The organism is Pontibacter sp. LHS2 (assembly GCF_058932845.1).
Genome location: NZ_JBZYWG010000002.1, coordinates 563,499 through 577,579, shown reverse-complemented (window position 1 = coordinate 577,579; position 14,081 = coordinate 563,499). Strand labels below are relative to the sequence as shown.

The 14,081-nt window shown below is 39.3% G+C and carries 11 protein-coding genes; 5 read left to right on the top strand and 6 right to left on the bottom strand.

Annotated features, from left to right (window positions below; translation table 11 throughout):
* Positions 1-103: 103 nt before the first annotated feature.
* Complete coding sequence (locus AC5FX6_RS11220) at positions 104-478, bottom strand: hypothetical protein (protein WP_493597144.1); 375 nt, start codon at positions 476-478, stop codon at positions 104-106.
* A gap of 326 nt (positions 479-804) precedes the next feature.
* On the opposite strand from AC5FX6_RS11220, the gene AC5FX6_RS11215 reads away from it, so the two are divergent.
* From AC5FX6_RS11215 to AC5FX6_RS11205, 3 genes are all read left to right on the top strand, one after another.
* Positions 805-2,067 carry an O-antigen ligase family protein gene (locus tag AC5FX6_RS11215; protein ID WP_493597143.1) on the top strand — a complete coding sequence of 421 codons (1,263 nt, stop codon included), beginning with the start codon at positions 805-807 and terminating at the stop codon, positions 2,065-2,067.
* Positions 2,068-2,261: 194 nt separating this feature from the next.
* Positions 2,262-3,731 (top strand): hypothetical protein, encoded by a 1,470-nt coding sequence (locus AC5FX6_RS11210; protein WP_493597142.1) that lies wholly within the window; start codon positions 2,262-2,264, stop codon positions 3,729-3,731.
* 131 nt (positions 3,732-3,862) lie between these two features.
* Complete coding sequence (locus tag AC5FX6_RS11205) at positions 3,863-4,642, top strand: hypothetical protein (protein WP_493597141.1); 780 nt, start codon at positions 3,863-3,865, stop codon at positions 4,640-4,642.
* Positions 4,643-4,803: 161 nt separating this feature from the next.
* On the opposite strand, the gene AC5FX6_RS11200 is transcribed toward AC5FX6_RS11205, so the two are convergent.
* On the bottom strand, positions 4,804-5,040 hold the full coding sequence (locus tag AC5FX6_RS11200; protein WP_493597140.1) for a hypothetical protein: 237 nt from the start codon (positions 5,038-5,040) through the stop codon (positions 4,804-4,806).
* Between the two features lie 259 nt (positions 5,041-5,299).
* Between AC5FX6_RS11200 and AC5FX6_RS11195 the strand changes: the two genes are divergently transcribed.
* Positions 5,300-8,119: a TrlF family AAA-like ATPase gene (locus AC5FX6_RS11195; RefSeq protein WP_493597139.1), complete on the top strand. Its 2,820-nt coding sequence runs from the start codon at positions 5,300-5,302 to the stop codon at positions 8,117-8,119.
* A 632-nt stretch (positions 8,120-8,751) separates the two neighbouring features.
* Here the strand turns inward: AC5FX6_RS11195 and AC5FX6_RS11190 are convergent.
* From AC5FX6_RS11190 to AC5FX6_RS11180, 3 genes are all read right to left on the bottom strand, one after another.
* The gene (locus AC5FX6_RS11190) at positions 8,752-9,240 is read right to left on the bottom strand and encodes a hypothetical protein (protein WP_493597138.1); all 489 of its coding nucleotides are present in this window, start codon (positions 9,238-9,240) and stop codon (positions 8,752-8,754) included.
* Between the two features lie 425 nt (positions 9,241-9,665).
* Positions 9,666-9,875, bottom strand: coding sequence for a DUF4113 domain-containing protein (locus tag AC5FX6_RS11185; protein ID WP_493597137.1), 210 nt, complete (start codon positions 9,873-9,875; stop codon positions 9,666-9,668).
* A 930-nt stretch (positions 9,876-10,805) separates the two neighbouring features.
* Complete coding sequence (locus AC5FX6_RS11180) at positions 10,806-11,078, bottom strand: hypothetical protein (RefSeq protein ID WP_493597136.1); 273 nt, start codon at positions 11,076-11,078, stop codon at positions 10,806-10,808.
* Between the two features lie 408 nt (positions 11,079-11,486).
* On the opposite strand from AC5FX6_RS11180, the gene AC5FX6_RS11175 reads away from it, so the two are divergent.
* Positions 11,487-13,118, top strand: a complete 1,632-nt coding sequence (locus AC5FX6_RS11175; RefSeq protein WP_493597135.1) for an ATP-dependent nuclease — start codon at positions 11,487-11,489, stop codon at positions 13,116-13,118.
* Positions 13,119-13,589: 471 nt separating this feature from the next.
* On the opposite strand, the gene AC5FX6_RS11170 is transcribed toward AC5FX6_RS11175, so the two are convergent.
* A complete protein-coding gene (locus AC5FX6_RS11170) occupies positions 13,590-14,009 on the bottom strand; it encodes a hypothetical protein (protein WP_493597134.1) in 420 nt (139 codons plus the stop codon).
* Between the last annotated feature and the right edge of the window lie 72 nt (positions 14,010-14,081).

Sequence of the window (14,081 nt, the reverse complement as noted above, 5' to 3'; positions counted from 1 at the left end):
ATAAAAGGAATAGGTAAGGAGTTAGGGGGACACCATCAACCATTTTACTTAGATTGTTACTGTTATTTCAAAAGTGTGATAAGTATAGGCAGTATCATTGCAATCAAATCCTAATAGAATTCTGCTCGTTTTGTACAGTACCATCTTTTGTCGGAATTACCACCACATCATCTTCATATATTTGCACGTCAAATACCTGACTTTGCTCCTTCAAGATGTCGCCCTTTAAGGCTCGAAAGTGATGAGTCACTTCTCCAATGATGACTGAAATGCTTCCATTCTTATTTCGCTGTATGGCAATTGTATCAATGTCGCTGTATGAGATAGGCTGATAACCTTTAAGTTGTAGATTATTGTAGTGGGCGGTGATTTGGTTTTGGATCAGTTGCTGATTCTTCAATGTCGTATCTTGGTCAGACGTGCAGCTGATGAAGATAGAAAGCAGTAGGTGTAGGATTATTGTCTTAACAATTTTCATCTTGTAATTACAAGTAGAAGAAAGCGGTAATATGTTTAGTTAACAACCATATAGCTTCGGTAGTGTAAAATACATTAGCTTGACTGATTTTGTTCAACTATATTAGACGCTAACGTTGAATTGATTTATAGGCTCGTGCAATGGTCATGCGAAAAGACTCAATTCTATAAGGCGCTGTTTTTGATATACAAAAGTTGATATGGAGACAGAAGACTCTCTAACTGTCTCAACTGTCTATGCGACTAATAATGCTTTACTATATTTATAGTTGCAAAGTATTATCTATAATATGAAATTGAAATCTTCCCCATTGAGCCGCTATCTACATGAAAATGAACGAAAAAGGTACAAGGTTACTTTGGCTGTTGCTAAGCATATTTATGGGCTTGTTTTTATACGCAGTCTTCCAAGGGAGTAGGGCCTTTATGCTTAGTTATGCTTTAAGCACCGTCTACATCGCATACAATTTCAAGGGGAACAGTCTGAGGCGCTGGAGCTGGTATCTGATTATTTTCTTGTTGATTATTTTTCTCCTCTTTTTAGTATTTTATTTCAAATCGAACTCCTCCCTGGGCCGTCTTTTGATATATAAAGTAGCATTCGGGATGTTAAACGATCACTATATCGGAGGTGTCGGAATAGGGAACTTTAAGGTACTGTATGGACAGTATCAGGCGGCATATTTTGAGGCAGGGCAGTACAGTACAAATGAATTGCTGCTAGCTGATAATACTTATTATGCATTTAACGATTACTTCCAACTACTAATTGAGACCGGAATAGTCGGCTTCATATTCTTGTTGGTACTAAGCTACTCCCTGTGGCACCTAACTAAAAGGGCACACCAGCGGGTGGTATCTTCTTCCTGGTCTTTTGCTTGGGTGGTCGGCAGTTGTTCTCTTCTAATATCGCTTGCAGTGGCGGCTTGCTTTACTCATATTAGTGAACAGGCGCACCACCAAACTGTTTTCTTTTTTGCACTGTCTATTCTATTGTATTATGCTTACGGAGTGGGATACTTGAGTTGGGCAAAATATTTGGGTGTTTCACTAACATGTTTTTTGTTGATAAGCGTACTTGTGAATAGCTCCCGTTTAAGGCAACCTGAAGTTTATAAACAGTGGGAAAAGGCTCGCGTACTCCGGTCTGCTGGGTACAGCTCAAAAGCTCTCGAATTGTATCAGCAGTTATATGGAAATTTAAAGAAGGATGGGAATTTCCTTATGGCATATGGGGAATTGTTGCTTATTAGTAATGAGCAAAAGGAGGCATTGAAGGTGCTTGAAGAAGCAACTCAACTGAAAACCAGTAATCATCTATATATGTTATTGGGGGAGTGTTATGAAAAATTAGGCGAGATTACTAAAGCAGAGCAAGCCTACCAAATGGCCATCTTCATGGTGCCCAACCGGTTCACCAGCCGTTACCATTTATTTAATTTCTATGAAAAACAGGACCGAATTTCAGATGTTCTTTACTGGGGGAATTCCATTTTAACTTTACCAGTAAAAGTGCCCTCACTTCAAGTAGACAGCATCCGAGCAAACGTCGCAAAAAAAATGAAACATTACCAAAGCATTGAAGTGTAATGCATGTAATGTTAATTTAAATAACAATCTCAGAGGTGGGAAAACCTAAATTAATTCATTATTAAGTCTATCTGCTGCCATTCAGTGAGAATATTTTAAAGTACATCATTTTGTGTAGTAAAAATAGTTTTTGTGTTATGGTTAAGTATTTATATATTAGTATATTTAAATACTTAACCATAACGTAAGCCTACATGAAAACAAAAAGATGGGGGAAATCCCTTACAAATGCCTTAATGGCATTGGCGGCCTTGTTGATTATCTCCTGCAATAAGGACAGCATTGATCCAGTTGAGCCTAACACTTCTTTCAATATACAGGAGGCCATTCATTATCACGAGTATAAGTTGCAGGGGAAACCCAGTCTCCAAGAAGTAAACGGAACACAAAGTGCGGACAAAAATCATAAATTGGATCGCAGTGTACTATGGTACTTGGCTACTTATGCTGAAACTGACAATTACAGTTATTATGAGGTGCCGATTGTCTTTAGTGAAACTAGGATGCAGATTATTACTACAGATGCTCAAACCGTCGATTTTAACACGGTTAAACCTGTTCTGGCTTCTTCTCTAAACCGTTTAATAATTTATAAGGATAAAGACGGAAAGATAGGAGAGCGTTTAGTTACTTATGTGCCTGAGATAGACTACCTCAAGAAGAAGAAGCGACCAGACATTAGCCACAATAGTCTTAGGAAGCTTGACAAAGACTTTAATGGTTATTTAGTCTATAAAGACTGGCATGAAAAGACAGAGTTTATTCTTCATATCAACCAGGGAAAACCAATTCGCAAAATAGTTCCTAAGCAACACGGGCACCAAGCTTCCCGAACTGGCTCCTCCATCCAAGCTACTGGTTTACAGCAACTGCAGGCGGAGAGTTACAGTAACTCGGTTTACTGTGTGCAGTATTACGAGCACTCTTGGGTTCGCAACTGTGCCTTGAACCCAGATGAGCCACCTTCAGATGAAAACTGTGGTCCATGGCGTATGCAGAGTTCGGAGATTGTAGATGAAGTTTGCTTTGGCGGCGATGCATCTGATCCATGTTTGAATCCTGAAAATGTACAGGATGGACTTTGTGGAACGGGAGGAGGCAGTCCAGGAACCGGATCCGGCGATGGATGGGGCAATAGTACAAACTTCTATTATGATCCGGCTTTGGTTTATAATGCCATTGGTAATATACCTGTCCGTGAATTTCAGGATAAATGTGCTGGCATTCAATTCATGTGGAATAATTACCCTAGCAACGAAGTCAATGGATATATAACTTCTGCAGGTAATTTAATTGTGACTGATATTCTTCCTTTCCATGGTGGACAAGCCAGTGGCCTTTATGAGTTTGATGGGAGGCTTTACTATCACTGGCCTTCTTCTCAAGGCCAACCTTCTTTGAATCATACTGATTTAGTAGCTAACGGCCCGAATTATTTCATTCCTGTAGTAGCTGCGATTCACACCCATGCCCCTTGCCGACAGGATGGAAGTGACGGGGTTTCCCATACTGTGAGTTCCGGTGATAATCAATTAGCGCAACGATACCCCCAGCTCAGTAAATGGGTTATTGGCTGCGGGGCGATAGCGCAATATGGTACAGGAAGTCAGTTCTTCAATATTCAAACAGGCAATCTTAGCACGTTGTGTAATAACATCAACTAAATACTTGCCATATTGAGTTGGCTTAATAGGCCCAGCGGATTACAGGTTGTAGAAGGAGGTTGCTTATCTCCTTCTACAACCTATGCTGGAATCACATTTATACACTTTTATTATATTATATTTAAAGAGCTATGAAATTTTCAAAGTATTTGTCTTGCTTGATGTTCATACTGCTTGGTTGTTCATCAGCCACTCAGCTGCCTAAGCGTCAGGTTGTGAATCCTAATGATGACAACTTACATTTTGGATCTAAGTACAAAAAGCAAGAAGGACAGCTAAACGAGCCAGAAGCATTTCCAAAGCAGGCTATTTACTTCAACTATGAAGACTTTAGGGACTTTAGTCCCGCCGGTCGCATTATAGTGGATAAGCCATTTGATACTGTAAATGACTTAAAGAAGGTCCCTGTCGATAAGCAGGGGTTATTCCATGAACTTACAATAGATTCTTCCACCGTTAAGTCTTTATCAAACCTGCTGTTAAAAGCAAATAGACCAGTTTTAAACTATAATTATACAGGTAGTGAAACTTATAGATTAATCTGGACTAGGGCGTTTCATGATGACTACATTATTGAACTGTATAAACAGCGTGACAGAGCAACGATGCATATTACCAAAATTGATAAAGAGACTGGAGTGCTAGAAATAGCAGAGAAGACGATTTCTATAAAACAGTTTGAAGAATTTAAAAAATTATTGACAAATGGTAATTTTTGGGCCTTTAAGCCTTATCAATGGGTTTCGCAAATAGACGGCTCTAATTGGACCATCGAAGCACACACCCCTTTAGGGTATAAGCTGCTAAGTCGTTATAGTCCTGGATTGATTTATGAGGATGAGCTTCTTCTCAGACAAGCAGGGCAATGGTTGATAAGTAAGGGTACAGATAACCTAAAGGACGTGTATTAATATTTAAAATATAAAAGAGGGGCATTTCAGCCCCTCTTTTATATAATAGGATTTACATGTAACTAACTTAGCTGATCCGTTAGAAGAATAAGCTAAGATAGATTATTGAATCAATTTGATTAATTATATTATAGTCTGCTCACAATCTTATCTTGTGAGATCTATTCTTTTTCTTCACTATTAGTAGTAAAAATCTGCACATCAAAGTCACTTACATATTCATACCGTATACCATTCTCGGTATACTTATCCTCTACCCAATTATCACTAGCGTAGCTGCCAAAATGAATAACCTTATCCGCACAGGGTACTGAAACTGAAGGATCTAATTCTTCAGTTTCAGTACTTGCGTTTCTTTGTCTTCCGGTAAATAGTCTAAGCTTGTTTTTATTGCCCATAACATAGGGTGTATAAATTTACAGAGAATGCCTGAGAAAAGGAATAATAAACAAAAGGTAGCATAGATACTAGATAAATACAATGCGTAGATTCCAATATTAACTATTTCATATTTTGATAAAATATAGAAACTCTTATTGCTTTTAAGTGAACGTACCAAGTCCTCTATATACATGCCTATATTAATGTAAACTTTATATGTTAATTCTGATATAAATATATATATTGCTATTACATATAACATTAGTTAGGTTCGTCATGGTAGGTACTAAATGGTTTAAATGTGATCTACATTTACACACCCCAGCAAGTAAGTGTTTCAAAGATAGAGTGGCAGTTACACCTCAGCAATGGGTTCAAGAAGCGTTAGATAAAGGCTTAGACTGTGTAGCCGTTACAGATCATAACACAGGTGACTGGATTGATCAAATAAAAGAAGCTGCATTTGAAAAAGGACTTACTGTATTTCCAGGTGTTGAACTTACTTGTAGTGATGCAAAAGTGCACATTTTAGTGCTTTTTGACCCAGTGAAAACTAAACAGGATATTGAGGACTTCATCTTTCTTTCTGGTATTGAAAGAAAGGACTTTGGAGAACAAGACGCTCATTCACCCAAAAGTGTGAAAGAGGTAGTAGAACTTGCAAAAGAGAGGGGGGCGATTTGTATTCCGGCACATATTGATGAATATAATGGTATATGTCAGATGGCCAATACACTTAGGCAAAAACTCTTTGAAGGAGATGATGTACTTGGAGTCCAAGTAGTACATCAATGTCTCACTGTTTTGGCTAAAGAGTATAATGCTACTGCAAAAAATGAAGCATTAAATAAAATTAATGCCCACTTTGGGGCGTCCGAAAAGGATATAGCAGAGAAAAGGCTAAAAGTTTCAGAAGAATTTATTAAAAGCTGGCGCTTATCTGTTGTGCAAGCTATTGAGGCTAACAAAGCTGTTCTTACGTTTTCTGACAACCCACATTCTCTAGGAGATTCTAAGCATGGTTTAGCTGGTATTGGCACCAGGTATACTTGGATAAAGATGGATCAAGTGCCTAGTCTTGAAAGCTTAAGACAAGCCCTGTTGTTATACAAGTTTAGAGTAAAGTCGGACTTTGAGTGTCCGAATGGTACTAAGCCGTATGATAATCCTGATTTATGGTTAAGAAGGATTACCATAAAAGATACAAATATATCTCATAATACGGAACCGCTAGAAATTAGCTTTAGCCCTCAGATGAATACAATAATAGGAGGAAGAGGAAGTGGTAAATCTTCTATTCTCCAATTTATAAGAGGTGTTTTTGGTAAGGAGAACGAACTAGAATCACTACCTATAGTTTTAGAAGAATTTAATCGTTTCTTTAAACTGAAAGAAAGAAATGGTAGGCAAGGAGTATTAAAAAATGGCTGTGTAATTGAAGTAGAACTGGTGAGAAGAGATGAGCTATACATGGTCAGAATGAAACATGAAAATACAAAAAGGCTTGAAGTATTAAAGTTTAATACTGACAATTCCAACTTTGAGGAAATGCTTGATAATAGCTTTTTGAATTTTTTTGACTTTGATATTTTTTCTCAGAAGCAAATATTTGAAGTAGCTACTAATTTAAACTCTTTAAGAGAAAGGATTGACGAGACTAGCCAGGAGATTAAAAGTTTAAAAAATCAGGCTGAACTGAAGGCCCAAGAATTTAAACAGAAATCTAGTGAAATAAGAACGCTTCAGTTAAAGGTACAACATAAGCCTATCCTTTTAGCGGAACTGCAAGATATCGAGGGCAGAATCAAAAAGTATCATGCTAGCGGTATTGACGATGAGCTTAAGAAACGCCAGTCTTTCTATAATGACACTGCAGTTTTGAAAGAGTTTATTTTTGCCATAGAAAGTAAAGCTGTTGAATTTGACACATTGGCCGAAAGTATTGCAAAACCTGCAATTGATTTATCGGAATTCAACGAATCCTACCAAGAAGTTCTGAATGAAGTAATAGGAGGCATCAATTCTAAAGTACAGGAAACGATAGAGGCATTAGTAAAATTAAAGGAAAGTTACAGTATCATACCTTCAGATCTAAGAACTGCCATATCTGAAACAAAATGGTACTTAGATAATCAGAAATCTCAAGTCGAATTTGAATCAAAAAAGCAAGAGTTATCTAAAGCAGGTGTTAATGCTGTAGAACAGATACAAACGGACATAGATTTACTAGAAGAAAAGAAAAGTCAGCTAAAGAATCTTGAGCAAATTGAAAATAATATAAGTTTAGGGATTTCTGATAAAGCAAATTTAAAGCAGGAGTTTGTCAACTTAAGGCTGCAAATGACTCAAAAGAGACGTGAATTCTTAAACTCGTTGCTTATTAATACTAATGTTAGAGCGAAAGTAGAAGGATGCAAAGATCTTGATAACTTAGAAGATATCGTCAGATCTATCATTGATAGCCCAGGTTATGAAGATGATGTTAATAAATTAAAGGAGAACTGGAGAGGCAGTAATTTAACGAAGAATAATGAAGAGCTATCAAAGTTAATCCTTGCAATCGTAAGTGATGAGTATACAGGAAATTCATTTGGAGGTAGATTTAAGAATAAGATAAAGTCTCTAAATGGTGAGCAACTTGATGATTTTGATTTGATGTTTCCTGAAGATAAGATTAATATAGAGTACCGTAATGGTGCAGGTACTTGGAGACAGCTTTCAAGTGCTTCTGCAGGTCAAAAGACAGCGGCTATACTTACAATGATTTTATGTCAGGGTAATAAACCGTTATTATTGGATCAGCCAGAAGATGATTTAGATAATAATTTAATTTATGACCTAGTCGTAGAGCAGTTAAGAAAGACAAAGGAGTGTAGGCAAATAATATGTGTGACTCATAATGCCAACATACCTGTAAATGGAGATAGTGAACATATTATTGTTATGGACTCCGAGACTAAGCATATTCATGCAAAGCATAAAGGTAGTATAGAGGACCTAAACATTAAAAAAGCTATCTGTGATATTATGGAAGGTGGTACAATTGCATTCGATATGCGCTATAAGAGGTATAGTAAACTAAGAGTTCCAGTATGAAATAAGCTATATTTTTAGAACTGTTCAAACAGAGATTCAAGCGAATGTTTGAATCTCTGTTTATTTTATCCACTAGCTATTCAACAGCTTTGCCGGAGTTAGACCACCCATTCGATGCAGGTTACACTCATGCCTATGCTAAAGATGGACGACTTAATCAAAAGAGAAAAGCCTTCTTGAGGCACATGCTATTTCTATTACCTGCAATAGTCAGGATGAAAGCTGACATTCTCTAGCATTGAGCAGTAGTTTTGCTGACATTTCCCTTTTCTCGTTTTTCTTTATTAATCCCCTCTCACTCAATCATGGAGGGATTACGAAAAAAACTGCAAGTCTTTTGCTGCCAAAATTAGCAGTAGTGTCAGGGCAAGTAGTAGCACCTACAATTTATAGCACTGTTTTAAATCTACTGCACTTACAGATTTCGAAAGCGAGAATATGTAGGTATTGGTTTACCCAGATGCGAAAGGGAGTCAACTTGTTGTTTATTTGTCCCGTCTGGGTGGAGTTGGCGGCGGGTTGGTGTGACCAGGAAACTCTTTTGTGTCCGGCTCTGGTCGTTCATATGGACTTGGGGCTGGCCTAGGCGTTGGCACTTGCGGTCTTTCAGGGGGTCTCTGTTTGCTCATATGCTATATTTTATTTAGGTATATGTTACAATTTACTTCAGCTTCCTTGTGAAGACTTGCATGTTTAAAGAAGATGATGTCTTCTGGCGTTTGATCAAGTACTGCCATTCGTTTACGAATGACTGGATATGTTTCCCAAACTTCATTTTCATCTATGGCTTCTCTGTCAAGCTTATGCCATAATTCTTCAAGTTCCACAGTTAAAGTCTGCCACTGGCCCTTCTTCTCACTAAAAACTTTAATGTATTTAGGGAATAAGAAGTAAGGCTTTACTAAAGTCATTACTTGACTAGCGCCTATGATTATACCCCACAAAAGATGTAGGTGATCCCATATCGCCCAAGCTGCAATACTTGAAGATGTAGATAGTACAAGAAATATGTTGAGTGACAGATCGTATTTCTGATAACGCTTTACTACTAAGCTTGAATAGCATTCATTCACTTTAGCATCTGCCAGTGCTCTCCATACCTTGTCCCTTATGTCGCTCATTAGATGTATACGGTTTAGACTATAAATATATACATTTTACGTTCTTTAAATTACACTAAATTTCATTGACTCGGAGTTGTGTTATTCTATTTCTGCAGCAATTTTATATTTAAAGGTCCTTAAACCATAGTGATTAAGTTTATTTCATCTAATCATATTGTTGCGTGGAAGATTTTTATAAGGGAGTATTATGAACTTACCTTTAATGGCTTGATGACACATTTGATCCTTTTATCCAGCACATGTTACTTGATTCTATTTATAGCATCATCTTTTAGATGTGGGTCAAAGTGTTTTAGCTGAAATGCCCAGAAATCTTGGGCAGGTATTCAGGCTAAAGGACTGATCCTGAAATCACATTAAACCCGAAGGTGCTTTGTGTTACATATTTTAGCAGATCTGTTGTGAACAGCGTTTACAGGAAATCAGTCTAATAGAATTTCTACAGTATCATGCCAAAAATTCTTAGCTACACATGGCCAGCATAGCATAAACTCCACTAGGTCACTGAGCCTGGTCGTATAACAGGGAGACAGCTTATCCCTTTTGAGTTTCCACTCACGGCCTGTTCCCTGGGCACTGCAGAAGACAGTATTCCTTCCCAGTTTTGCTGACAGGCTATCTAATGCCAGCATAAGCCTAGTGTGCATTTCTCTGTCGAAGGTGTCCAATTATTCGAGGCAATTGTAACTGAGAATTTAACTTAGCGAAGGCCTAAAATCCGAGCTTATAATGCATGTTTAGGTTTTGGGATGGTGCTATATATCGGACGATAGCACTCAGATATATAACGTTGTGAGTAATTTGCCAAAATCAATACTTTTCTTGTTGATGTTAACACATTGTACAAGGAGTGGTACAGTTTGTAGAAGCCTTAAATAGCGCCAATACTAATAATAGGTCTTTATAATCTTTTTCAAGTGATTAAAAACTTACTCTGAATCATCCTTATCCTTGACAAATCCTTTACAAGTTTGAAATGGATTCTTTGAAATTTCTTTAAAAACGCTGCATAGTGTTTGAAATCCTTGACATATCCTTGACAAACTCTTGATAAGTTTGAGGTAAACTCTTCTAAATTCCTCTAAGAATGTTGAGTAATGTTTGAAATCCTTGACAAATTCTTGGGTTGATATCGGTTTGAAAGGAAATTGAAAATTCTTTCCATCGTCTCTTCCCCTTTATACCTTCTTCAGTTTCATTTGATCCTTTTTCAACTTTTAGCTGCACAAGCACTTAAAGCTGTATTACTATAGTTTCTGAAGCAATGCTTCGCCTCGCTTTGTGGTGAGGTATATTTGGTTCTTGCCACTGGGTTTATCAGGAATCGTCAATTGCAGAAAATCCAACTGTATCAGAGGCTGAATGTACTTCCTGTAACTGGCTTAGGGTCGATGCCCACGCTGCTTTGAATCTCAAGCCTGCTATGTGCTACTTTACACAAAAGCAGAATTCTCTTAGTAAGGGCAGCATCAGTTGGCTCGTAATCCGGGATCTCCGGTAGCGGTAAAAAGGCCTCATGCACTGGAAGTGTTACCAAAAAGTAGCTTCTGGCTTCATATGTGTCAAAGACAGGGGGGGGACTTCTGCTTCTCCAGTTGCGCTTTTTCAGGGTCCGAGGTTAGTACATGAGTCATTACATTCCCGGGTACGGTGGTCACCAGGCTAGTGACAATAGCCAGCACAATTTTCAGAATGTACTGGTTCCGGGTGATCAGTTTCAGGCACTCCCGCGGCCCGCCCTCCGCGAAATCCTCCGTCTCGATTCTGAGCTCCACCCCCTTGAGCATGGCCACTTCCTTAATGATAGCCAGTAGTTCCTGCTTGCACCAGTGCATCCATGGAGCAGGAGCAGGAGGACTCTAATAGTCCAGAAAAGAAACTTTAGGATTCAGGTTTTACTGTTCAGAATCTGCTTTGCTGAAGGACTTTGTTAACTTCTTGAAAAATCGCTATGCGGTAGTACACAACGGTAATCGGTTTTCTCCAGGGAGTGCCATCCAGAAGGTTTATCAGCAGGAAAAACTTTAAAAAAGTTCTTCCTGCATAAGATGAGACAGGACGGAACTGCTACAAGGAGTTAAGCTTCTTTAGCAGCATTTGCGACACGGCAGTAATTTTACAGAATATAAATTTAAGGTAATACCTGTTGACACCGGAAACCAAGTCCCTGTCTTCAGTTTTTTTCCGGGTATAGAAGCTGTAAATTCTTTATTGTTAACTTTAACCGAGCATTAAATTTAACCATGTATATAAGAAGCCTGTACCTGAAAAACATCAGGAGCTATAGTAGTCAGGAAATTGAATTCTCCAACGGAATAAACCTGCTTGTGGGTGCTAATAATGCAGGTAAGTCCACAATTATAAAGGCGCTCTATAAGTTGCAAAGAGGGCATAGCTTAGGGAAGGATGATGTTCGGAAAACAACTAAGAAAGGTGAAATAGCCGTACGATTTGAAGCAATGGGAGAAGAGGATGTTCCCCTTTTCCGATCCGCACGTGACATGCCTAAACTTGAAACTGTTCCGGCAGGCGGGCAACTGGTTATTTCATACCAACTGAGTGCAGATAAAGAGCAGAAAGACAGGGCCTGTTTCTGCGATCCTGGTGGAAGAAGCAGGCTGTCTTATGATGCTGGCATAAGTGAAATGTATGTAGCTGGCGCAGCAGCAGATTTAATCGAGTTTGCGGGTCTGCCTGATATGGAGAATGAAAAAAATTTTATTTACCCGTTTTTTGCCAAAAGGAAAAGACAATACTACCACCATAGCCGTGGGTCGGAAGCTACCTATCAGGTACATGAGGACCTCAGTAATTTAGCATCAAAAATTCAGAAAATAACCTCCCCGTCATTTCAGCATGCTGATGAGTATAACCGGCTGTGTGAGAAAATTCTTGGTTTCAGGATAGGTTTAATCCCAGGTGAGCAGCAGGAGGAACGTTTAGGAATGTATGTCGATGGTTCGTCCACTATACCGTTGGAATCAATGGGAGAGGGCGTCATGAACGTGTTGGGATTGCTCGTAATACTTTTAACGGAGAACAACAAGCTTTTTCTGATTGAAGAATTAGAAAATGACCTGCATCCTGCGGCCTTGAAAGAGCTATTGCAGTTGATTACTGTTAAAGCCGGAAGTAATCAGTTTGTTATTTCTACGCACTCCAATATAGTGGTTAAGTATCTCGGCTCCGTACCGGGCAGTCTTATGCATCACGTTATCTGGAAACCCTATGAATCAGGCAGCAGTGCCAGAGTGCCTAGCTCTGCAATTCAGCTTGTACCAGACACACCGGTGGCCCGCATGGAAATGCTGCAAAATCTGGGTTATGATCTGTTCGACTTTGGCACTTACAGTGGATTTCTGATTCTGGAGGAGTCTTCTGCGGAGCAGGTCATCCGGGAGTTTCTTATGCCGCACTTTACACCCTCACTTGTCAGCCGTCTTAGAACGATAGCCTCGCAGGGAGCCGATGATTTACCTCCGAAGTTTCAGGATTTGCACAGGCTCTTCCTTTTTGTGCACAGTGATCCTGTCTATAAACATAGAGCCTGGGCAGTCGCTGATGGAGATTCAGTAGGGCTTAAGAGTATAAGGGAGCTGAAGAAGAGTTTTAAGTCCTGGCCATCTGAGCACTTCGTGACTTTCAGCCAACCTGCCTTTGAACATTATTATCCTGAAATTTTCCGACACGAAGTTTGTGCTGTACTTGGAATCAGAAATAAGAGAGAAAGAAAGCAGGCCAAGGGCGATCTGTTACGAAATATATTGAACTGGGCGAGAACCAATCCTAGAGAGGCGATCCCTGCTTTTGAAGCATCTGCGGCTGAAGTAATACAGTTACTGAAAAGGATTGAGACTGAGATGGCAGGTAGATAGACGAAAGAAATTGCAGATGAGTGTCAGCAACTGTTTACACTATCGTCTGTTCATCAGTAATCTGCAGCTGCAGTTCTATCTGATGCCACAGGATCTGAAGAGCTGAGTACAAAGAGATGAACTCCGCAGCCGCCACCGTCCCGGACGGGCGTCAGCTCATCTGCTGTGAGGATGCAGGGCTTGTATTCCTGCCCGGCTGCAACTGTTGTCGGGCCTGCAACCAGATTATCTGATTTTAAACCTGGGGCTAAGGGGCTTCGGGTAACCCTGGAGCAGATAAAGAGAAATACTGCTTCTGCTGGCAATACCTTCATAGCAGCCTGGCTGTGTTCCGGTTTTCTGTAAACATCAGTTGACAATGTCAGCAGAAAATACGGGGGTGGTGGCTTTCAATAATTGCACTGTTGCAGCGGGTGAAGATCTGCCCCTGCTGTAACAGTGCGATTACTGAAAGTATTATTAGTACTGAAATTAAATAATCGTCTGGATCAGCTGAAAAATGTGTTTTGCACTCAGATCATTCAGGCTGGTCTGAGCTGAATCTGACCGGTAATTGGTAACCCACAGTATATTATAGCTAAAGTTGCTCGCAGTATTTTTTACCGCATCAACTGTTGAGCCGTTGGTGCGGCAGGCACAGATTATCAGATCACAGGTTTCCGCCCTGGTAAAGTCATCCAGGCTGCCTGCTAACCTGCTGCCTGGATCACCCTGGCTTTCAATGCCTATTTTCTTTCCGTTTAATTCTATAATCAGCTTAATGTCAGAACCTTTGATAAGATCTCTGAAGGTGGCCTGAGGATAGTTCAGCCGAAAAAGAGATACAATGTTCCTGATTGTTTCTGACTTGCCCTGGTTGGCGACGCCCCATACTGCTATAATAGTACTCATATTGTCTGTTGTGATTTTTGGGTTTTTCCTGAATATCCCTTTTATTGATTTAATAGTACCTCATAGAGTATA